This window comes from Serratia grimesii (genome assembly GCF_900186025.1).
Lineage (GTDB): Bacteria > Pseudomonadota > Gammaproteobacteria > Enterobacterales > Enterobacteriaceae > Serratia > Serratia grimesii.
This window is the reverse complement of the sequence record NZ_LT883155.1, coordinates 1,296,944-1,317,318: the sequence shown is the minus strand read 5'-3', so window position 1 is coordinate 1,317,318 and position 20,375 is coordinate 1,296,944. Positions and strand designations below refer to the sequence as shown.

The 20,375-nt window shown below is 52.8% G+C and carries 18 protein-coding genes, 5 tRNA genes and 2 other RNA genes; all 25 read right to left on the bottom strand.

Features of this window, described 5'->3' with window-relative positions:
* Positions 1–18: 18 nt before the first annotated feature.
* On the bottom strand, positions 19–744 hold the full coding sequence (gene pnuC / locus SGBXF1_RS06140) for a nicotinamide riboside transporter PnuC (protein ID WP_061806899.1): 726 nt from the start codon (positions 742–744) through the stop codon (positions 19–21).
* 32 nt (positions 745–776) lie between these two features.
* Positions 777–1,838 carry a quinolinate synthase NadA gene (gene nadA / locus SGBXF1_RS06135; protein WP_037421321.1) on the bottom strand — a complete coding sequence of 354 codons (1,062 nt, stop codon included), beginning with the start codon at positions 1,836–1,838 and terminating at the stop codon, positions 777–779.
* Positions 1,839–2,217: 379 nt separating this feature from the next.
* Positions 2,218–2,342, bottom strand: a non-coding RNA gene (locus tag SGBXF1_RS06130) — RtT sRNA.
* A gap of 42 nt (positions 2,343–2,384) precedes the next feature.
* Positions 2,385–2,509, bottom strand: a non-coding RNA gene (locus SGBXF1_RS06125) — RtT sRNA.
* A gap of 45 nt (positions 2,510–2,554) precedes the next feature.
* Positions 2,555–2,630: transfer RNA gene (locus tag SGBXF1_RS06120), tRNA-Lys, on the bottom strand.
* A 55-nt stretch (positions 2,631–2,685) separates the two neighbouring features.
* Positions 2,686–2,761: transfer RNA gene (locus SGBXF1_RS06115), tRNA-Lys, on the bottom strand.
* A 129-nt stretch (positions 2,762–2,890) separates the two neighbouring features.
* Positions 2,891–2,966: transfer RNA gene (locus SGBXF1_RS06110), tRNA-Lys, on the bottom strand.
* A gap of 7 nt (positions 2,967–2,973) precedes the next feature.
* Positions 2,974–3,049 (bottom strand) — tRNA-Val (locus SGBXF1_RS06105).
* Between the two features lie 32 nt (positions 3,050–3,081).
* Positions 3,082–3,157, bottom strand: a tRNA-Lys gene (locus SGBXF1_RS06100).
* 177 nt (positions 3,158–3,334) lie between these two features.
* Positions 3,335–4,135, bottom strand: coding sequence for a cell division protein CpoB (cpoB, locus tag SGBXF1_RS06095; protein ID WP_037418164.1), 801 nt, complete (start codon positions 4,133–4,135; stop codon positions 3,335–3,337).
* 9 nt (positions 4,136–4,144) lie between these two features.
* Positions 4,145–4,654, bottom strand: coding sequence for a peptidoglycan-associated lipoprotein Pal (gene pal / locus SGBXF1_RS06090; RefSeq protein WP_037418161.1), 510 nt, complete (start codon positions 4,652–4,654; stop codon positions 4,145–4,147).
* Positions 4,655–4,698: 44 nt separating this feature from the next.
* A complete protein-coding gene (gene tolB / locus SGBXF1_RS06085) occupies positions 4,699–5,991 on the bottom strand; it encodes a Tol-Pal system beta propeller repeat protein TolB (RefSeq protein WP_020825685.1) in 1,293 nt (430 codons plus the stop codon).
* Between the two features lie 133 nt (positions 5,992–6,124).
* The gene (tolA, locus tag SGBXF1_RS06080; protein ID WP_186427973.1) at positions 6,125–7,378 is read right to left on the bottom strand and encodes a cell envelope integrity protein TolA; all 1,254 of its coding nucleotides are present in this window, start codon (positions 7,376–7,378) and stop codon (positions 6,125–6,127) included.
* An 81-nt stretch (positions 7,379–7,459) separates the two neighbouring features.
* Complete coding sequence (tolR, locus tag SGBXF1_RS06075) at positions 7,460–7,888, bottom strand: colicin uptake protein TolR (protein WP_037418155.1); 429 nt, start codon at positions 7,886–7,888, stop codon at positions 7,460–7,462.
* A gap of 12 nt (positions 7,889–7,900) precedes the next feature.
* On the bottom strand, positions 7,901–8,584 hold the full coding sequence (tolQ, locus tag SGBXF1_RS06070; protein WP_006324117.1) for a Tol-Pal system protein TolQ: 684 nt from the start codon (positions 8,582–8,584) through the stop codon (positions 7,901–7,903).
* Positions 8,581–8,985, bottom strand: a complete 405-nt coding sequence (gene ybgC / locus SGBXF1_RS06065) for a tol-pal system-associated acyl-CoA thioesterase (RefSeq protein ID WP_012005710.1) — start codon at positions 8,983–8,985, stop codon at positions 8,581–8,583. The genes tolQ and ybgC overlap by 4 nt, the downstream gene beginning before the upstream one ends.
* Before the next feature lie 130 nt (positions 8,986–9,115).
* The gene (gene ybgE / locus SGBXF1_RS06060) at positions 9,116–9,412 is read right to left on the bottom strand and encodes a cyd operon protein YbgE (protein WP_037418152.1); all 297 of its coding nucleotides are present in this window, start codon (positions 9,410–9,412) and stop codon (positions 9,116–9,118) included.
* The gene (gene cydX, locus SGBXF1_RS06055; RefSeq protein ID WP_004949761.1) at positions 9,412–9,525 is read right to left on the bottom strand and encodes a cytochrome bd-I oxidase subunit CydX; all 114 of its coding nucleotides are present in this window, start codon (positions 9,523–9,525) and stop codon (positions 9,412–9,414) included. Before cydX ends, ybgE begins: the two co-directional genes overlap by 1 nt.
* 17 nt (positions 9,526–9,542) lie before the next feature.
* Complete coding sequence (gene cydB, locus SGBXF1_RS06050) at positions 9,543–10,682, bottom strand: cytochrome d ubiquinol oxidase subunit II (RefSeq protein ID WP_037418149.1); 1,140 nt, start codon at positions 10,680–10,682, stop codon at positions 9,543–9,545.
* Positions 10,683–10,696: 14 nt separating this feature from the next.
* A complete protein-coding gene (gene cydA / locus SGBXF1_RS06045) occupies positions 10,697–12,265 on the bottom strand; it encodes a cytochrome ubiquinol oxidase subunit I (protein WP_037418146.1) in 1,569 nt (522 codons plus the stop codon).
* A gap of 797 nt (positions 12,266–13,062) precedes the next feature.
* Entirely contained in the window at positions 13,063–13,935 is an 873-nt protein-coding gene (gene sucD, locus SGBXF1_RS06040; protein WP_020825678.1) for a succinate--CoA ligase subunit alpha, read from the bottom strand.
* Positions 13,935–15,101 carry an ADP-forming succinate--CoA ligase subunit beta gene (sucC, locus tag SGBXF1_RS06035; protein ID WP_012005704.1) on the bottom strand — a complete coding sequence of 389 codons (1,167 nt, stop codon included), beginning with the start codon at positions 15,099–15,101 and terminating at the stop codon, positions 13,935–13,937. Before sucC ends, sucD begins: the two co-directional genes overlap by 1 nt.
* A gap of 242 nt (positions 15,102–15,343) precedes the next feature.
* Complete coding sequence (gene odhB, locus SGBXF1_RS06030; protein WP_061806891.1) at positions 15,344–16,558, bottom strand: 2-oxoglutarate dehydrogenase complex dihydrolipoyllysine-residue succinyltransferase; 1,215 nt, start codon at positions 16,556–16,558, stop codon at positions 15,344–15,346.
* Between the two features lie 17 nt (positions 16,559–16,575).
* Positions 16,576–19,383: a 2-oxoglutarate dehydrogenase E1 component gene (gene sucA, locus SGBXF1_RS06025; protein ID WP_037418144.1), complete on the bottom strand. Its 2,808-nt coding sequence runs from the start codon at positions 19,381–19,383 to the stop codon at positions 16,576–16,578.
* 267 nt (positions 19,384–19,650) lie between these two features.
* Entirely contained in the window at positions 19,651–20,367 is a 717-nt protein-coding gene (locus tag SGBXF1_RS06020; protein WP_037418141.1) for a succinate dehydrogenase iron-sulfur subunit, read from the bottom strand.
* Between the last annotated feature and the right edge of the window lie 8 nt (positions 20,368–20,375).

Sequence of the window (20,375 nt, the reverse complement as noted above, 5' to 3'; positions counted from 1 at the left end):
TTCGGCGCCCCAGCGTTGTTATGGTGCAGAAGATAAAGGCCGCGATTGGTTACTGCTTGCGCTCCTGATCCATAGCCAAGAGCCGTTCAGTGCAATCAGCGTCAGAATCACATATTCCAGCGCCATGGCATAGACGCCCTGGTAGGCGAAAATCGCTACGCTAATCACGTCGATCACTACCCACAACAACCAGTTTTCCACGTATTTGCGTGTCATCAGGATCATCGCCACGATCGACAGTACCATCATGGTCGAATCCCAGAATGGGAAGGCATCCGGCTGCAACTGCGGCATTTGCACGCTGAGGCCCAAGCCCTGCATCACAGTCACCGCAGCTTGCGTCAACCAGGCAAACACGCGGTCAATGTTGAACGTCATCAAGGCTATGCCAATGACACACACTGCCGCCCAAGTCAGCGCCTTCGGCAATGACAACCAACGAATCTTCAGCTCGGCCTGATTATCCTGAGTCTGACGGCTCCAGGCGTACCAGCCGTAGATATTGGCAACAAAGAAGAATAACTGTAGCAGCAGGCTGGCGTAGAGCTGAATTTGGAAGAAGATCACCGCGAACAACGTGACGTTAATCAAACCAAACAGATAGTTAATAATCTTCTCTTTGCTGGCATACCAAATGCAGAGCAACCCGAACAGGGTACCAATAGCTTCAATCCATGACAGATCATAGCCTCCGGCACCCAACGGGATATGCACCAGGATATTGCTGGTACTGAAAAAGCTCATTTTATCATCCTTATTAAGCGGTTAATCTGCCCTCAGGCATTCCCTTTCACCGGCATTTTTAATTGCGCAGCAAACTCAAGCATTCGATTCAGCGGGATCAGCGCTTTTTGGCGCAACGTAGCATCGACGTGGATCTCGTGCAGTACGCCCCCCTGCTCCAGCCCATCGGCGATGGCTTTCAGACCATTCATCGCCATCCACGGACAGTGTGCGCAGCTGCGGCAGGTGGCACCTTCACCGGCGGTAGGCGCTTCAAATAATTCCTTGTCCGGACAGGCCTGTTGCATCTTATAGAAAATACCGCGATCGGTAGCGACAATCAGCTGCGGGTTAGGCAGGTTTTTTGCCGCCTGAATTAATTGGCTGGTTGAACCCACCGCATCTGCGAGATCAACCACTGCCTGTGGCGACTCTGGGTGCACCAGTATCGCTGCGTCTGGGTACAAGGCCTTCATACGCATCAACGCTTGGGTTTTAAACTCGTCATGGACGATACAGGCGCCCTGCCAGCACAACACATCGGCACCAGTCTGCTTTTGTACGTAGCTACCCAGATGACGATCCGGTGCCCAAATAATTTTTTCCCCCAGGCTGTCGAGGTGCTCAATTAATTCGACAGCAATACTGGACGTCACGACCCAGTCAGCACGTGCTTTTACTGCCGCTGAGGTATTAGCGTAGACCACCACGGTGCGATCTGGATGGCTATCACAAAAGGCATGGAACTCTTCTTCCGGGCAGCCGAGATCCAAGGAGCACTCCGCATTTAACGTTGGCATCAGCACCTGCTTTTCCGGACTGAGGATCTTGGCGGTTTCCCCCATAAAACGAACTCCGGCAACCAACAGGGTCGACGCGGGATGATTACTGCCAAAACGAGCCATCTCCAGTGAGTCTGCCACGCAGCCCCCCGTTTCTTCTGCCAACGCCTGGATTTCCGGATCGGTATAGTAATGGGCTACCATCACGGCATTGCGCTGTTTGAGAAGCCTTTTAATCTTCTCGCGATAAAACGCCTTCTGCGCAACATCCAACGGCACGGGTTTAGGCGGGAACGGGTACACCGCCGCATTCACATCAAACATTTCACTCATCGCTACAATCTCTGTGCTAGGCTGGGTGTCTGCTGCCTGGGTATAACCCCATCACAACCCCATTCGTTTTATATACTAAACAAAATACCTAAAATAGCGCGAAAAGTCCGCTGATATTTTCACTATTACGCAATAGTCGTTTAATAGATTGAATATTTAACGAAAGCGGCAAAAAACTGAAAAACAAAATGCATGTTTTAGAAAACAGTATGCCGATTGAGAGGGCGGGATTGATTCAGCTAATGGGTAAAGCGAAGCTGTTTAGAAACAATTGTGGGGAAACGAAGAGGTGCTCGAACCTGAACGCAGGGTCTCACCCACACGATTCGTGCGTTATGTGATATTCAAGCTAGGGAAAGTGCTGAGGTATTCTAAGAAATGGTGGGTCGTGCGGGATTGATTCGGCCGCTGGCCTCACCCTACGGGCAACGCTATGCGTTGTCGTATCGCTGCGCGATGCTCGAACCTGAACGCAGGGTCTCACCCACACGATTCGTGCGTTATGTGATATTCAAGCTAGGGAAAGTGTTGAGGTATTCTAAGAAATGGTGGGTCGTGCGGGATTGATTCGGCCGCTGGCCTCACCCTACGGGCAACGCTGCGCGTTGTCGTATCGCTGCGCGATGCTCGAACCTGAACGCAGGGTCTCACTCACACGATTCGTGCGTTATGCCAACCAAGATTTTTTAATAATAAGAGGAGTGTATCTTAAAGAATGGTGGGTCGTGCGGGATTCGAACCTGCGACCAATTGATTAAAAGTCAACTGCTCTACCAACTGAGCTAACGACCCACTGATGTGGTTTACTGCTGAACCGCGTAAGCAGGAGAAAAACTCGCTGCAATAATGGTGGGCCGTGCGGGATTCGAACCTGCGACCAATTGATTAAAAGTCAACTGCTCTACCAACTGAGCTAACGGCCCACTGACGTGGCTTACTGCTGAACAACACATACAGACATTAAGACTGTATTGCGGAAAACGATGCGGGGTGGGGACAATTCGAAAAACTCGACTTGGACCTTCTGTTTCACATCTCAACCAATCTGAAATTGGTGGGCCGTGCGGGATTCGAACCTGCGACCAATTGATTAAAAGTCAACTGCTCTACCAACTGAGCTAACGGCCCACAGCAGTGGTGGGTGATGACGGGCTCGAACCGCCGACCCCCTCCGTGTAAAGGAGATGCTCTACCAACTGAGCTAATCACCCACTAGTGTGGTTACTGCTACTACTTCAGAAATTGGTGGGTCGTGCGGGATTCGAACCTGCGACCAATTGATTAAAAGTCAACTGCTCTACCAACTGAGCTAACGACCCAATTTCCTAGCTGCTTTAACATCTTGCAAGATGTCTTGGCAACGGCGGCATATATTACTAATTTATCTTGGCAGCGCAACTTAAATTTTCGAACAAGTGGTTCAACTGCTTGTTCTTCACACGAATGAGCCCAGAAATCGGTCAAATCGACTAACTTCTGGGCTCATTTTTTGCTTGTTAACCGGCTACTCGACTTTTCGCCTGTTTGGCCGCAGCACTGGTTGGGTACTGTTTAATCACCTGCTGGAACACGGCTTTGGCTTTATCAGCCTGCCCTTTTTCCTGCATGATGATACCCACCTTGTACATTGCGTCCGGCGCCTTTGGTGATTTAGCGTAATTCTTCACCACCACCGCATAATAGTAAGCCGCATCATCTTTCTTACCCTTGTTGTAAAACAACTGGCCCAGCCAGTAGTTAGCATTAGGTTGGTAAGTCGATTTTGGGTACTGTTTTACGAAGGTCTGAAAAGCGGAAATAGCCTGGTCATACTGTTTTTTTTCCAGCGCCAATGAAACAGCGGCGTTGTAGTCGCTGTTTTCATCACCCGAGCTAGCCGGCGCGGCAGCTGTGGCGCCCGCAGACGCACTCTCAGCGCCATCGGAGGATGCAGCCGCTGCTGCCCCACCCGCGGCACCTGCTGCGGCAGCAGAGCTCTGAGAACCGCCCTGGCTGATGCTATCCATCTGTTGATAGATCTGCTTTTGGCGTTCAACAACCTGATTTAGTTGATATTGGTTTTCCTGGATTTGTCCGCGGAGAGAGTCAATATCACGCTGGTTGTCAGAGAGTTGTTGCTGGAGTTGGTTTAAAAGCTGGCCCTGAGCATTGCTGATACGCTCAAGTGAGGTGACACGGTCTTCGACCGAGCCGGAGCCGACATTACTGATTGGCGCTTGGGCAGTAGCGGCCCATGGGACCGCTACGCCAACCAGTAACGACAGACTCAACAAGTGACGTCTGAAGTTACTGTTCATGCGATTCTCTTAGTAAACCAGAACTGCACGACGGTTTTTAGCATAAGCCGCTTCGTCGTGGCCCAGTACTGCTGGTTTTTCTTTACCGTAAGAAACGATAGAGATCTGGTCAGCAGAAACGCCTTTACCTTGCAGGTACATTTTAACTGAGTTAGCACGACGCTCACCCAGGGCAATGTTGTATTCCGGCGTGCCGCGCTCATCCGCATGACCTTCTACGGTCACTTTGTAAGACGGGTTGTTACGCAGGAATGCAGCGTGCGCGTCCAGCATCTGAGCGAACTCAGAGCTCACGTCATACTTGTCCAGGCCGAAGTAAACAATGTTGTTCTTCTGCAGTTCTTGCATCTGCAGACGAGCTTGTTCTTCAGAAGACAGGTTGCTGCTGCCGTTTTCTGTACCAGTGCCAGCGCCCATACCAGATTGGTCGTTGTTTGCGCTTTTGTTAGAACTACAAGCCGCTACAGCCAGAACTGGCAGTGCCAGCAGAAGCCCTTTCAGCACTTTGTTCAGTTGCATTTCTTTAATCCTTTTATAGTTTGCCATACATATTTACACATGCATCACAGATACGGCGACCAGGCAGGGAATTTGACCTGTCCATCAGTTGCCGGAAGACGCGCTTTGAAACGCCCATCAGTCGATACCAGTTGCAACACGGAGCCCATACCTTGCGTGGAGCTATAGATCACCATGGTGCCATTTGGCGCAATACTAGGCGTTTCGTCCAGGAAGGTGCCGGTTAAAACTTGAACGGCGCCTGATCCGAGATCTTGTTTGGCGATATGCTGAGCACCATTGTTGGAGCTCACCATCACCAGGAATTTACCATCAGAGCTGACTTCAGAATCCTGGTTCTGAGAGCCTTCCCATGTCAGACGCTGTGACGCACCGCCACTGGCACTGACTTTATAAATCTGTGGTCGGCCGCCCTGATCGGAGGTATAAGCCAGAGACTGACCATCCGGGAACCAGGTCGGTTCAGTATTGTTGCTGCGCCCGTCGGTGATTTGAGTGATTTGGCCAGAGCCAAGGTTCATCACATACAGGTTCAGGCTGCCGCTTTTAGACAGCGCAAAGGCCAGTCGGCTGCCGTCCGGTGAGAACGCAGGTGCACCGTTGTGACGCGGGAACGAAGCGATCTGACGGATAGCACCGTTAGCCAGTGTCTGCACAACCAACGCTGAACGGCCGCTTTCAAAGGTTACGTACGCCAGTTTGCTGCCGTCCGGCGACCAGGCTGGAGACATCAATGGTTCTGGTGAACGGTGTACCACAAACTGGTTGTAGCCATCGTAATCCGCTACGCGCAGCTCGTACGGGAATTTCCCGCCGTTGGTCTGTACCACGTAAGCGATACGGGTACGGAATGCGCCTTTGATACCGGTCAGTTTCTCAAACACTTCGTCGCTGGCGGTGTGAGCAGAATAACGCAACCATTGTTTGGTCACTTTATACTGGTTCTGCGCCAGAACGGTGCCCGGTGAACCCGAGGTGTCAACCAGTTGATAAGAGATCAGGTAGCCGCCGTCCGCACCAGGTTGCACCTGACCGACCACGACCGCGTCAATGCCCAATGCAGTCCAGGCCGCCGGCGTCACTTCAGACGCGGTGGTTGGTTGCTGCGGCATACGCGCCACGTCAATTGGGTTGAATTTGCCGCTATTGCGCAGGTCTGCGCCGACAATCTTGCCAATATCTTCCGGAGGCGTGCCTGGGCCCGCCCATTTAAACGGCACCACGCCAATCGGGCGAGCAGAGTCGACCCCTTGGGTGATTTCAATGCGAACTTCCGCGTGAAGAACGGATGCCCACAGTATTAAAAAACCTAACGCTACTCGAAATGCCTGCTTCATCTCATCTCCCTTATCCAGGCGGAATGCCTGCGATAAATTAGCAGAATTTTAACAAACCAACGCAAACAAAACTACATAATCCCTGTTGGTTACCTTAGTACATCCCTGCGATATGACTTAGCTAAAACAACCATTATTGTGGCTTAAACGTAAGGGGAGCATTCTTAAACACCTCATAAACTGCCTGACTTGGCGGTTTCGGGATCTTCGCCTGTTTCGCAGCAGCTATTGCCGCCTGACACAGTGCGGGATCACCCCCTTCAGATTTAACATCAATCAATAGGCCGTCCGGTGCCAATTTAATCCGCAGGTCGCACTTACGCCCTTTATACAAGTCTGCGTCGTAAAACTTGCTTTGAATGGCAGAAGTAATCTGCCCCAAATATCCGTTGATCTCAGCACCACTGGCACCTGCAGTCTTGGCATTGCCCTGACCTGCCGGTTTACCGTCACCTTTCTGCTTGCCGCCGCCTTTCGGCGCGTTTTTGCCGTCAGCCAGGCCTCCAAACAGGTCATCAACTTCTGAAGACTGCTCAGCAGCGGCTGCAGCGGCTTTTTTCTTGGCATCAGCCGCTTTCTTGGCAGCAGCCTTCTCTGCGGCGGCAGCTTTTTTCTCAGCCTCTGCTGCTGCTTTCTTCTCAGCATCAGCAGCCGCTTTTTTCTCAGCCTTCTCGGCTTCTGCTGCCGCTTTCTTCTCGGCGTCAGCAGCAGCCTTTTTCTCAGCCGCTTGGGCAGCTTTTTGCTCTGCAGCCTCAGCAGCGGCTTTCTTCGCTTCTTCCGCCTGCTTCTTAGCGGAAGCAGCAACAGCGGCTTCTTTCTTGGCTTCAGACTCAGCTTTCTTCTGCGCGTCCGCCTGTGCTTTAGCGACTTTATCCGCTTCGGCCTTGGCCTTCGCAGCGGCCGCTTCCGCTACTTTCTGTTGTTCTTTGGCTTTCGCCGCGGCGTTCTCAGCCACTTTTTGCTGTTCAGCAGCCTGCTTTTGTTGCTCTGCGGCCTGCTTTTGCTGTTCAGCCTGTGCTTTCGCGTCCTGGGCCGCTTTTTCCTGCGCGGTCAAACGCTCTTTCTCCAGTTCTTTCAGGCGCTGTTGTTCCGCCGCCTGCTTCTGCTGAAGTTCTTCGGCCTGTTGTTCCGCTTTTTTCTGGCGCTGCTTTTCAGCACGCTGCGCGTCGTTACTCTGCTGTTGCTGGCGGTTGTACTGCTCCACCACTGCCCCGGGATCGACCATCACTGCACCGACGACCGAACCGTCGCCGCCACCGCCGGCACTCATTTCGACGTTTTCTTGCAGCGATCCCCAAATCAGCAGGGCAATCAATACAAAGTGCAGAACGACCGAAACAATAACGGCGCGGTTCAGCTTATCGTTTTGCTCAGTTGCCTTTACCAAAATAGATTCCCAAAAACTGGCGTTGCTTATACGGGGTTCCTGCGCCGCAGCACAGGAACCGGGTTGCCACTGGCCCTAGGGTCAGATTGGCTGGGTCATCAGCCCTACAGAAGTGACGCCCGCCTGATGGAGAATATTCAATGCCTTGATAATCTCATCATACGGAACTTCCTTCGCCCCACCGATCAAAAAGACCGTTTTAGGGTTAGCCGCTAAACGCGACTTGGCTTCAGCAGCAACCTGCTCCGGCGGCAACAGCTCCATGCGATCGTGATCCACCACCAGGGTGTATTGACCCACGCCAGAAACCTCGAGGATTACCGGCGGATTATCACTGCTGGACACCGCTTTAGAATCGGTCGCGTCTGGCAGATCAACCTCAACACTCTGCGTGATAATCGGCGCCGTTGCCATAAAGATCAGCAACAACACCAGCAACACGTCGAGCAACGGAACTATGTTAATTTCGGACTTCAGCTCGCGCCGATTACGTCCACGAACTCTCGCCATGCTACCTCCTACTTATTTGCTGTCGCTGGAGAAGGCCTGACGATGCAGAATAGCGGTGAACTCTTCCATAAAGTTGTCGTAATTCTGCTCAAGCTTGTTGACGCGCTGGTTGAGGCGGTTATAGGCCATTACGGCCGGAATAGCGGCGAACAAACCGATAGCAGTTGCGATCAGTGCTTCAGCGATACCCGGTGCTACCATTTGCAGCGTGGCCTGTTTAACCGCACCCAGTGCGATAAAGGCATGCATGATCCCCCACACGGTACCGAACAGACCGATATACGGGCTGATCGAACCCACTGTGCCGAGGAAAGGAATGTGGTTTTCCAGCGTTTCCAGTTCGCGGTTCATCGAGATACGCATCGCACGCGACGCACCTTCGATCACCGATTCCGGTGCATGGTTGTTAGCGCGATGCAGACGAGCGAACTCTTTGAAACCAGAGTGGAAGATTTGCTCGGAACCCGTCAGGCTATCGCGACGAGCCTGGCTTTCCTGATACAAACGGGAAAGCTCAATACCGGACCAGAATTTGTCTTCAAAGGCTTCGGCGTCACGCGTAGCCGCATTCAAAATGCGGGTGCGCTGAATGATGATCGCCCAGGAGGCCACTGAGAAGCATATCAAAATCAACATGATAAGCTTAACCAGCAGGCTTGCCTTCAAGAATAAATCTAGGATGTTCATCTCATTCACTGCTTAAACTCCGCGACAATAGACTTAGGAAGCGCTATCGGCTTCATTTGGTGTGGATCAATGCATGCAATCAACACATCGGCCTGACTCAAAAGAGTTCCGTCAGAATTGACAATACGTTGAGCAAACGTGAGAGAAGCCCCGCGCATTGAGGTGATTTCACTCTGAACTTCCAGCTGGTCATCAAGACGTGCAGGAAGCAGATAATCTACCGTCATGCGCCGGACAGCGAAGGCGACATTTTCACTGAGCAGCTGCTGTTGATGAAAGTTATGATGACGCAGCATCTCAGTGCGCGCTCTTTCAAAAAAAGCCACATAGCGGGCGTGATAGACCACACCACTGGCATCGGTATCTTCGTAGTAAACGCGAACCGGCCATCGAAACAACGTATTACTCACTCTACTTCCCAGCAATGCAATTTAACGGTGCTACTATACGCAAGACGGATCGGGTTGGGAATGGGTTACAAGATGGGAACGAAAATAATTATGGGCCGCGATGGCCCATAACTTGGGGGTATAGCGGAGATTATAAAGAAACGTAAAGTAATCCTGCGGCCAGGATCACAATTGCCGGAAGTGGCGCAAAAAAAGCACGCCACAGAGTGCGTTGCGGTCGGAACCCGACGCCATGAACAACCCCGGCACACACTGCCCAAATAAGCAGCAGACCTTCCCAAATCTCCAGCGAGCTGGTCTTCGCCGCAAAGCGGGTCGGATCCCAGAAAATACAGCCCGCCAAAATCAACGCCAACACCAATGAAAGGGCCCTGATAGGACCCTTATCAGTGACAGCGTACAGCTTGTCAGTCAATGACGAACTCATCACTTACCGTCTTGCTGTGCTTTTGAATCTTCGTGATGCTCAAGTGCCAGCGCCGTGATGATGCCAAAGGCACAGGCAAGAAGCGTTCCGAGAATCCAGGCAAAATACCACATGGTTTAGCTCCCTATCCTTAATACAGCGAATGCTTGTTGTTCTCGATGAAGTTCTTATCGAGACGACCAAACATTTTGTAGTACGACCAACTGGTGTATGCCAGCACGAGAGGCACAAAGATGGCCGCAACAACGGTCATCACTTCCAGCGTCAACAAGCTGGAGGTAGCGTCCCACATGGTCAGGCTGATGTTAGGTACAGTGCTTGATGGCATCACGAACGGGAACATGGTCACCCCGGCGGTCAGGATCACACAGGCAATGGTCAGCGACGAGGTCACGAACGCCAGCGCGTCTTTAGACAAACGCGAGAACAGAATCGTGAACAGCGGCAGCACCACACCCAGTGCAGGCAGTGCCCACAGCAGCGGATACTTATTGAAGTTGATCAACCAGGCACCGGCCTGATGAGCCACTTCTTTACGCATCGGGTTAGATTCCGCCATGGTGTTCAGCGTCGACGTAATCACATAACCATCGATACCTTTAACCAGCCAGATGCCTCCCAACAGGAAGAACACTGCCATCACCAGCGTGGAGATCTGCGCAGCAGCACGTGCACGCAGGTGAATCTCACCGCTGGTACGCATCTGCAGATAGGTTGCCCCTTGAGTCACCAGCATGGTCAAGCTGACCACACCCGCCAACAAACCAAACGGATTCAGCAGTTGGAAGAAGTTACCGGTGTAGAACAGACGCATGTATTCATCCATGTGGAACGGCACACCCTGCAACAGGTTACCGAACGCCACACCGAAGACCACAGCAGGCACGAAGCTACCGATGAAGATGCCCCAGTCCCACATGTTGCGCCAGCGGCTGCTTTCCAGCTTCGAACGGTAGTCAAAACCGACCGGACGGAAGAACAATGCAGCCAAAACCAGGATCATGGCGACATAGAAACCGGAGAACGCCGCCGCATAGACCATCGGCCAGGCAGCGAACAACGCACCACCGGCAGTGATCAGCCACACCTGGTTACCGTCCCAGTGCGGTGCGATGGAGTTGATCATCACACGGCGCTCAGTATCGGTTTTACCGATAATGCGCACCAGGATGCCGACACCCATGTCGAAACCGTCGGTGACGGCGAAACCGATCAGCAGTACGCCAATCAGGACCCACCAGATAAATCGCAGTACTTCATAATCAAACATACGTGGACTCCTGTTTAGCGCGCTTCCTGCACGGCGGCAGTCGGTTGTTCAAAGTGGTAGCGGCCAGTTTTCAGGCTGCTTGGACCCAGACGTGCAAATTTGAACATCAGGTACATTTCAGCCACCAGGAACAGGGTGTACAAGCCGCAAATCAGCCCCATCGAGAACAAAATGTCGCCCGCAGTCAGTGAAGAGTTAGCGACCGCAGTCGGTAACACCTCACCAATTGCCCAAGGTTGACGACCATATTCAGCCACGAACCAGCCGGCTTCGATCGCAATCCATGGTAATGGCAAGCCATACAGCGCCGCACGGTGCAGCCACTTCTTCTGGCCAATGCGGCCGCGAAGCACGCTCCAGAACGACAGACCAATAATCAGCAGCATCAGCACGCCACAGGCCACCATGATACGGAAGGCGAAGTACAGTGGTGCTACGCGTGGAATTGAGTCTTTGGTTGCCTGTTGGATCTGCGTTTCCGTCGCGTCAGTGACGTTCTGGGTATAACGCTTCAACAGTAAGCCGTAGCCCAAATCCTGTTTGGCTTTATTGAACTCGGCACGTACTGCCGGGTCGGTATTGCCGCTGCGCAGCTCTTCCAACAACTGGTAAGCTTTCATACCGTTGCGGATACGGACTTCATGCTGCGCCATCAGATCTTTCAGGCCGATGACCTGGGTATCTGTTGAGCGGGTGGCAATCAGGCCAAGCGCATAAGGAATTTGGATCGAGTAGGAGTTTTCCATTTTATCCTGATTCGGGATCCCGAACAGGGTAAAGGAGGCCGGAGCCGGTTGAGTGTCCCACTCAGCTTCAATGGCAGCCAGTTTGGTTTTCTGCACGTCGCCCATTTCGTAACCGGATTCATCACCCAACACGATAACAGACAGCACAGCAGCCATACCGAAGCTGGCGGCAATAGCGAAAGAGCGCTTGGCAAAGGCAGTATCACGGCCTTTCAGCAGGTAGTAAGAACTGATACCCAGAACGAACATCGCGCCACAGGTATAGCCGGCAGCCACGGTGTGTACAAACTTCACTTGCGCAACTGGGTTGAGTACCAGTTCGGAGAAGCTGAGCATCTCCATACGCATGGTTTCGAAGTTGAAATCCGAGGCAATTGGGTTCTGCATCCAACCGTTGGCGACCAGGATCCACAGCGCGGAGAAGTTAGAGCCTAATGCAACAAGCCAGGTAACGGCCATGTGCTGCACCTTGCCCAGACGATCCCAGCCGAAGAAGAACAGGCCGACCAGCGTCGATTCAAGGAAGAACGCCATCAGACCTTCGATGGCCAGAGGGGCCCCGAAAATATCACCGACGTAATGTGAGAAATATGACCAGTTAGTCCCGAACTGGAACTCCATGGTCAAACCGGTGGCCACACCCAGAGCAAAGTTAATTGCAAATAACTTGCCCCAGAATTTGGTCATATCTTTATAGATTTGCTTGCCTGACAGTACATATACCGTTTCCATAATTGCCAGCAAAAACGCCATACCTAGCGTTAATGGGACAAATAAGAAATGGTACATCGCCGTTAAAGCAAACTGTAAGCGCGACAGTTCGACAATATCAAACATCTTGACTCCTTGCTCCTCGCAGGAAGACTCCGACATGCGGTTATCGATATGACTTCGGGTGAAGCTACCGGTAACGCCCCGCAGTGAATGCCCTTAAACACAACAAAAATTTGATCCAGCTTCTCCGCTTTCAACCATGCATTCGACGCGGGCCCCACAGGCCAATGTACTAAACACACCACTGAAAACCGACAACGGGTAACAAATGCAACAAGATCAACCATCCATATTCATCATGGATGATACTCGCCCAATCCCACACAATAAATAGGTTTTTACGTGATATGGGTTAGACTTTTGGTTACAGGTCAAATTCTGGCCTAAAGAGGTATTCAGACGTAATTTGATCTGAAACAATTTAAGCCTATCTGCATTTTATTTCCAGATTCAGCTCACAATTTCTCATAATTATCTTGTGGTTATGTTACATAATGGTTTCGTAGTCTATCCACGTGCTTTTTGTGTTAAATAGATGTGATATTTAATGGTTATTTGTATTTAAATCGGAGTTAGCCTGTGACTAATGTTAGCTTTTATTAACCTACTCTCAGGACAAGCTTAGCTTATTTTTTTACTCTGATAATTTCTGGCAATAAAAAAGAAAATTTATGGGTTAAAACAGTCAGTATATACACCCGCCGTATATCCTCATTCCGTCACCTAATGGCTATACTCCTGGTTCTAACGTCCGGTACCCACAGGATATCGACCAGAGTTCTTGCCTACGGCAGGCAAAAAAAACAGGGCCAGACAAAAAGTCTGGCCCTGTTGAAATAGAGGTTACTGCAGGCGGTAAATTAGCGATTCAGAACCGCTTTTACTGCCTCGCCGATATCAGCCAGGCTGCGTACGGTTTTAACCCCAGCCGCTTCCAGCGCCGCAAACTTCTCGTCTGCAGTGCCTTTGCCGCCAGCAATGATGGCGCCAGCATGGCCCATACGTTTGCCTTTAGGCGCGGTAACACCCGCGATATAGCCAACCACTGGCTTAGTCACGTGTTCTTTGATGTAGGCTGCAGCTTCTTCTTCAGCGCTGCCGCCGATCTCACCGATCATCACGATCGCTTCGGTTTGCGGATCTTCCTGGAACAATTTCAGGATATCGATGAAGTTAGAGCCCGGGATCGGGTCGCCACCGATGCCCACACAGGTAGACTGGCCCAGGCCGGTATCGGTAGTTTGTTTTACCGCTTCGTAGGTTAGGGTACCAGAACGGGAAACGATACCCACTTTACCCGGCAGATGGATGTGGCCTGGCATGATGCCGATTTTGCACTCGCCCGGGGTGATAACACCTGGGCAGTTCGGGCCAATCATGCGCACGCCAGCTTCATCCAACTTCACTTTCACGGTCAGCATATCCAGCGTAGGGATGCCTTCAGTGATGGTGATGATCAGTTTGATGCCTGCATCGATAGCTTCCAGAATGGAGTCTTTGCAGAATGGCGCCGGTACATAGATAACGGACGCTGTTGCGCCAGTCGCTTCTACCGCTTCACGCACAGTGTTGAACACTGGCAGGCCCAGGTGCTGAGTGCCACCTTTACCCGGCGTAACACCGCCGACCATTTTGGTGCCATAAGCGATAGCTTGCTCAGAGTGGAAAGTCCCCTGGCTACCGGTGAAGCCCTGGCAAATTACTTTGGTGTTTTTATCGATTAAAATGGACATTATTTGCTCCCCACTGCCGCAACAACTTGCTGAGCCGCATCAGTCAGGCTGGTCGCAGCAATGATATTCAGACCGCTGTCCGCCAGTTTCTTGGCGCCCAGCTCGGCGTTATTCCCTTCCAGACGCACCACCACCGGGACGTTAACGCCCACTTCGGCTACTGCGCCAATGATACCGTCGGCGATCAGGTCGCAACGCACGATACCACCGAAAATGTTAACCAGAACGGCTTTCACCTTGTCGTCAGACAGGATGATTTTGAAAGCTTCAGTCACGCGCTCTTTGGTTGCACCACCGCCCACATCGAGGAAGTTAGCAGGTTCGCCACCGTGCAGTTTAACGATGTCCATGGTACCCATCGCCAGGCCTGCGCCGTTAACCATACAACCGATGTTGCCGTCGAGAGCAACGTAGTTCAGCTCCCACTGTGCCGCACGGGATTCACGCTCATCTTCCTGAGAAAGGTCACGCATTTCACGCAGTTCAGGCTGACGGAACAGTGCGTTGCCGTCGGCACCCAGTTTGCCGTCAAGGCAAATCAGATCGCCCTGCTTGGTCACGACCAGCGGGTTGATCTCAACCATCGCCAGGTCACGCTCCAGGAACAAGGTCGCCAGACCCATGAAGATCTTGGCGAACTGGCCAACTTGTTTGCCAGTCAGACCCAGTTTGAAGGCCAACTCACGACCCTGGTAAGGCTGTGGGCCTGCCAGTGGATCGATGGTCATTTTGTGGATCAGTTCCGGGGTTTCTTCCGCAACTTTCTCGATTTCAACGCCACCCTCGGTAGATGCCATGAACACCACACGACGGCTTGCACGGTCAACTACCGCACCCAAATACAGTTCTTTATCGATGTCGGTCGCAGCTTCTACCAGAATCTGGTGAACCGGTTGGCCCAGCGCGTCAGTCTGGTAGGTCACCAGACGTTTGCCCAGCCAGGCTTCAGCGAAAGCACGGATATCTTCTTTGCTGTTGACAACTTTAACGCCGCCAGCTTTACCGCGACCGCCAGCATGAACCTGACATTTAACCACCCACGGGCCGGAGCCGATTTTGGATGCGGCTTCTTCCGCTTCACGCGGTGTGGTACAGGCATAACCGGTTGGTGCCGGCATACCATACCGAGCAAACAGCTGTTTTGCCTGATATTCGTGTAAATTCATGATGTTCTATCCATTCAGTTCTGAAGGTTTTAGCCGAGTCATTTTGGCGGAAAACCGCATGACTTTAGTCGGCCACATAGCACAGAGTGTGGGCGCGGCATACCCGTCGTACTTGAAGCTGCATCTTTGTTAGCTGCCTGCTCTCACCCCAGTCACATAGTTCGCTATGCTCCTGGGGATTCGATCCGTTGCCGCCACGATGCAACTTCAATTATTTAAGGTATACGCCCCCATCAGGGTTACTAAACGTCCAGCAGCAGACGAGCCGGATCTTCCAGCATCTCTTTAACCGTCACCAGGTAACCAACGGATTCTTTACCGTCGATCAGGCGATGGTCGTAAGACAGTGCCAGATACATCATCGGCTGGATCACAACCTGGCCTTTCACCGCCATTGGGCGATCTTTAATGGCGTGCATGCCCAGGATGGCGCTCTGCGGTGGGTTGATGATCGGGGTAGACATCAGTGAACCGAATACACCGCCATTGGTAATGGTGAAGTTACCGCCGGTCAGCTCTTCCACAGTCAATTTGCCATCACGGCCTTTAACTGCCAGTTCTTTGATTTTCTTCTCGATGTCCGCCATGCTCATGCTGTCTACGTCACGCAGTACTGGGGTCACCAGGCCACGTGGGGTAGATACCGCAATGCTGATATCGAAATAGTTGTGGTACACCACGTCGGTGCCGTCGATAGAAGCATTCACTTCTGGGAAGCGTTTCAACGCTTCAACCACGGCCTTGATGTAGAAGGACATGAAGCCCAGACGTACACCGTGACGTTTTTCGAAGGCTTCACCGTACTGCTTACGCATGTCCATGATCGGCTGCATGTTGATTTCGTTGAAGGTTGTCAGCATCGCAGTGCTGTTCTTCGCTTCCAACAGGCGCTCGGCTACGCGTTTGCGCAGACGGGTCATAGGGACACGCTTCTCGCTACGGCCACTTAGAGCAGGCTGCGGAGCGGCTTCAACGGCGGCTGGTTTGTCGGCTTTTTTGCCGTTAGCCAGGTGTGCTTCCACGTCTTCGCGGGTGATACGGCCACCCACGCCGCTGCCTTTGATGGCAGCAGCATCCAGATCGTGCTCGGCAATCAGGCGGCGAATCGCCGGGCTGAGTGCGTCGTTGCTTTCTTCTTCCAGACTGGCGGTTGCGCGCTGAGCTGGAGTGGCTTCTTTAGCCTGGCTCTTCTCTTCGGTCGGTTTGCCAGAGCTATTACCCGGGCGAATACGGCCGAGGATCTGGCGAGAAAGCACGGTTGCGCCCTCTTCTTCCACGATCGCATCGAGGATCCCTGCTTCGCTGGCCGGTACTTCCAGCACAACTTTGTCAGTTTCGATTTCAACCAGAACTTCGTCACGCTGGACGCTGTCACCTGGTTTCTTGTGCCAGGTGGCTACGGTCGCATCTGCAACCGATTCAGGAAGGTCAGGAACCAGAATATCTACGCTACTCATTTGCTTTCCCTTAATCTTTAATCAATATTCAGCGCGTCATTAACCAGAGCTTGCTGCTGCTTCTGGTGTACGGACATATAACCGACTGCCGGAGAGGCAGAGGCTGGACGTCCTGCGTAACGTAAAGAAGCCCCGAACGGCACCACTTCACGGAAATTGTGTTGGCTACAGTACCAGGCACCCTGGTTCAGCGGCTCTTCCTGACACCAGACGAAATCATGCACGTGAGCATACTTCTCCAGCACTGCCTGAAGGGCCTGATGCGGGAACGGGTACAGTTGCTCGATACGTACGATGGCCACGTCTTTCTGGTCGTTCTTGCGACGCTGTTCCAGCAGATCGTAATAGACCTTACCGGAGCACAGCACCACGCGTTTGACCGCTTTCGGATCCAGATCGTCGATCTCACCAATCGCCGGCATGAAGGTGCCGTTAGCCAGTTCATCTAAAGAAGACGTTGCCAGTGGGTGACGCAGCAGAGATTTCGGTGACATCACCACCAGCGGACGGCGCATACCGCGCAGCGCCTGACGACGCAGCATATGGTAAACCTGCGCCGGGGTGGACGGGATGCATACCTGCATGTTCTGCTCAGCACACAGCTGCAGGTAACGTTCCAGACGCGCAGATGAGTGCTCTGGGCCCTGGCCTTCGTAACCGTGCGGCAGCAGCATCACCAGGCCACACATACGGCCCCATTTCTGCTCGCCGGAGCTGATGAACTGGTCGATTACCACCTGAGCGCCGTTAGCGAAGTCACCGAACTGCGCTTCCCAGATGGTCAGGGTGCGTGGTTCTGCGGTGGCGTAGCCATATTCGAACGCCAGAACGGCTTCTTCAGACAGTACGGAGTCCCACACCTTGAACTCGCCCTGCCCGCTGTGGACATTGGCCAGCGGCACGTAAACCGAACCGTTTTTCTGGTTGTGTACCACCGCATGACGGTGGAAGAAGGTGCCACGACCGGCATCTTCACCGGAAAGGCGGATTGGAATCCCTTCGTCAACCAAAGTGGCGTAAGCCAGCGTTTCCGCTGCGCCCCAGTCGAACGCTTTATTACCTGCAGCCATCTCTGCGCGGTCACCGTAGATTTTCGCTACGCGTGACTGCATTTCGATCGCTTCCGGCGCGGTGCTGATGCGACGGGCCAGTTCCTGCAGGCGCTTCATTTCAACCTTGCTTGGGTACTCTTCGTCCCACTCGTGGTTGAGGTACGGCGACCAGGTAAAGGAGTGCAGGTTCATCGGACGCCATTCTTCAACCACGCAATCACCACGGTCGAGTGCATCACGGTACAGGTTGACCATTTCCGTGGCATCTTCCAGGCTAGCGACTTTTTGTTCGGTCAGCACGTCAGCATAAATCTTGCGCGGCGTTGGGTGTTTCTTGATCTTCTGGTACATCACCGGCTGGGTTGCACTTGGCTCATCGGCCTCGTTGTGCCCGTGGCGACGGTAGCAGACCAGATCGATCATCACGTCACGTTTGAAGGTGTTACGGAAATCCAACGCCAGACGGGTAACAAAGGCCACCGCTTCCGGATCGTCAGCATTCACGTGGAAGATCGGCGACTGCACCATCTTGGCGATGTCAGTACAGTATTCGGTAGAACGCGCATCCAACGGGTTGGAGGTAGTGAAACCAACCTGGTTGTTGATCACGATACGTACCGTGCCACCCACTTCGTAGCCACGAGCCTGAGACATGTTCAGCGTTTCCTGAACCACACCCTGGCCAGTAATGGCGGCGTCACCGTGGATGGTGATTGGCAGTACCATGTTGCTGCGCGCTTCGTCCAGACGGTCACGACGGGCACGTACAGAACCCATAACTACCGGGCTGACGATCTCCAGGTGCGACGGGTTAAACGCCAGCGCCAGGTGAACCATGCCGCCTTCGGTTTCTACGTCGGAGGAGAAGCCCTGGTGATATTTCACGTCACCGGTGCCGAGGTGTTCTTTATGCTTGCCGGCAAACTCGTCGAACAAGTCGGCAGGTTTTTTGCCCAGCACGTTGATCAACACGTTCAGACGGCCGCGGTGGGCCATGCCCAATACCACTTCGCGCGTGCCGTTCTTACCGGCATGGCGCACCATCTCTTTCAGCATCGGCACCAGCGCATCGCCACCTTCCAGCGAGAAGCGCTTCGCACCAGGGAACTTGGCACCCAGGTAACGTTCCAGGCCTTCCGCAGCGGTCAGCTCGTTCAGGAAACGGCGTTTCTCGTCGTTGGTAAAGCTGGCGTGCCCCACTACCGATTCAATACGCTGCTGGATCCAGCGTTTCTCTTCGGTATTGGTGATGTGCATGTATTCAGCACCGATCGAGCCGCAGTAGGTCTGCTTCAGCGCAGCATACAGGTCGCCCAGCTTCATGGTTTCTTTGCCGATGGCGAAAGAACCCACGTTGAAGGTTTCCTGGAAGTCGGCTTCGGTCAGGTTGTGATAGCTAGGCTCAAGGTCAGGAACTTGCTCCCGCTGCCACAGACCGAGCGGATCGAGGTTGGCATGCTGATGTCCGCGGAAACGGAAGGCGTTAATCAGCTGCAGTACCTTGACCTGTTTGGCGTCGGTGTCTGGATCGTTGATGGTGGTGTTATAACGCGCAGAATCTTTCGCCAGGCGGCGGAAGTAGTCACGCGTTTGAGAGTGAAGCTGATCGGGTTTTACACCCGCGGTTGGTAGCTGTTGAAAAATGGAACGCCAGCTATCTTCAACGGAGCCCGGATCGGTTAAGAAGTCTTCATAGAGCTGTTCTATGTAAGACTGGTTCGCGCCCGCCAGATAGGAGGAATCCAGCCAGGCCTTCATTGCGCCGTTCTGCATCATGATCCCTTAAGCTTTGAAGCTTTAGTTTTCGCCGTGGTTAACATAATTACCGTGTTGGATACGGTTTGCCGTAGAAACGCGACGTACCTTATAGCCATACAAGCTCGGTACGTTCTGCTATGGACCTTGCGGTCCCTTACAAGGAACCTCTAAAAACCGGCGGGCGAACCAGACTGCTTTGCGCAGCAGCCGCGGGTCAGTTTTTAGAGGTTCCCTCCTTGGTGATGTGCGCCGGAAACTGCCCGGCGCAGCATCTCATTCCAGTTATGCGCCGCGTTGCAGCAGCATAGACTTGATATGGCCGATCGCACGCGTCGGATTCAAGCCTTTAGGACATACACTGACACAATTCATAATGCTATGGCAGCGGAAAACACTGAAAGCGTCGTCCAGATCGTCTAAACGTTCTTCCGTTTCCGTATCACGGCTGTCAATCAGGAAGCGATACGCTGCCAACAGGCCAGCCGGGCCAATGAACTTGTCAGGATTCCACCAGAATGACGGGCAAGAGGTCGAACAACAAGCGCATAAAATGCACTCGTAAAGACCATCCAACTTAGCGCGTTGCTCCGGCGATTGCAGGTGCTCACGTGCCGGTGGGTTCTTGCCGTCGTTCTGCAGGTAAGGTTTGATCTTTTCGTACTGGGTATAGAACTGACCCATATCTACGACCAGATCGCGCACTACCGGTAAGCCTGGCAAAGGACGAATCACAATCTTGTTATTGCCTTTACGCAATGACGAGACCGGTGTGATACATGCCAGACCGTTTTTACCGTTCATGTTGAGGCCATCGGAACCACAGACCCCTTCACGGCAAGAACGGCGGAACGACAGGCTCGGATCTTTCTCTTTCAGCTGGATCAACGCATCCAGCAACATCATGTCACGACCTTCTTCCGCTTCCAGGCTGTAGTCCTGCATGTGCGGAGCGTCGTCAACATCTGGATTGTAGCGATAAATTGAAAATTCGAGTTTCATCAATCGAT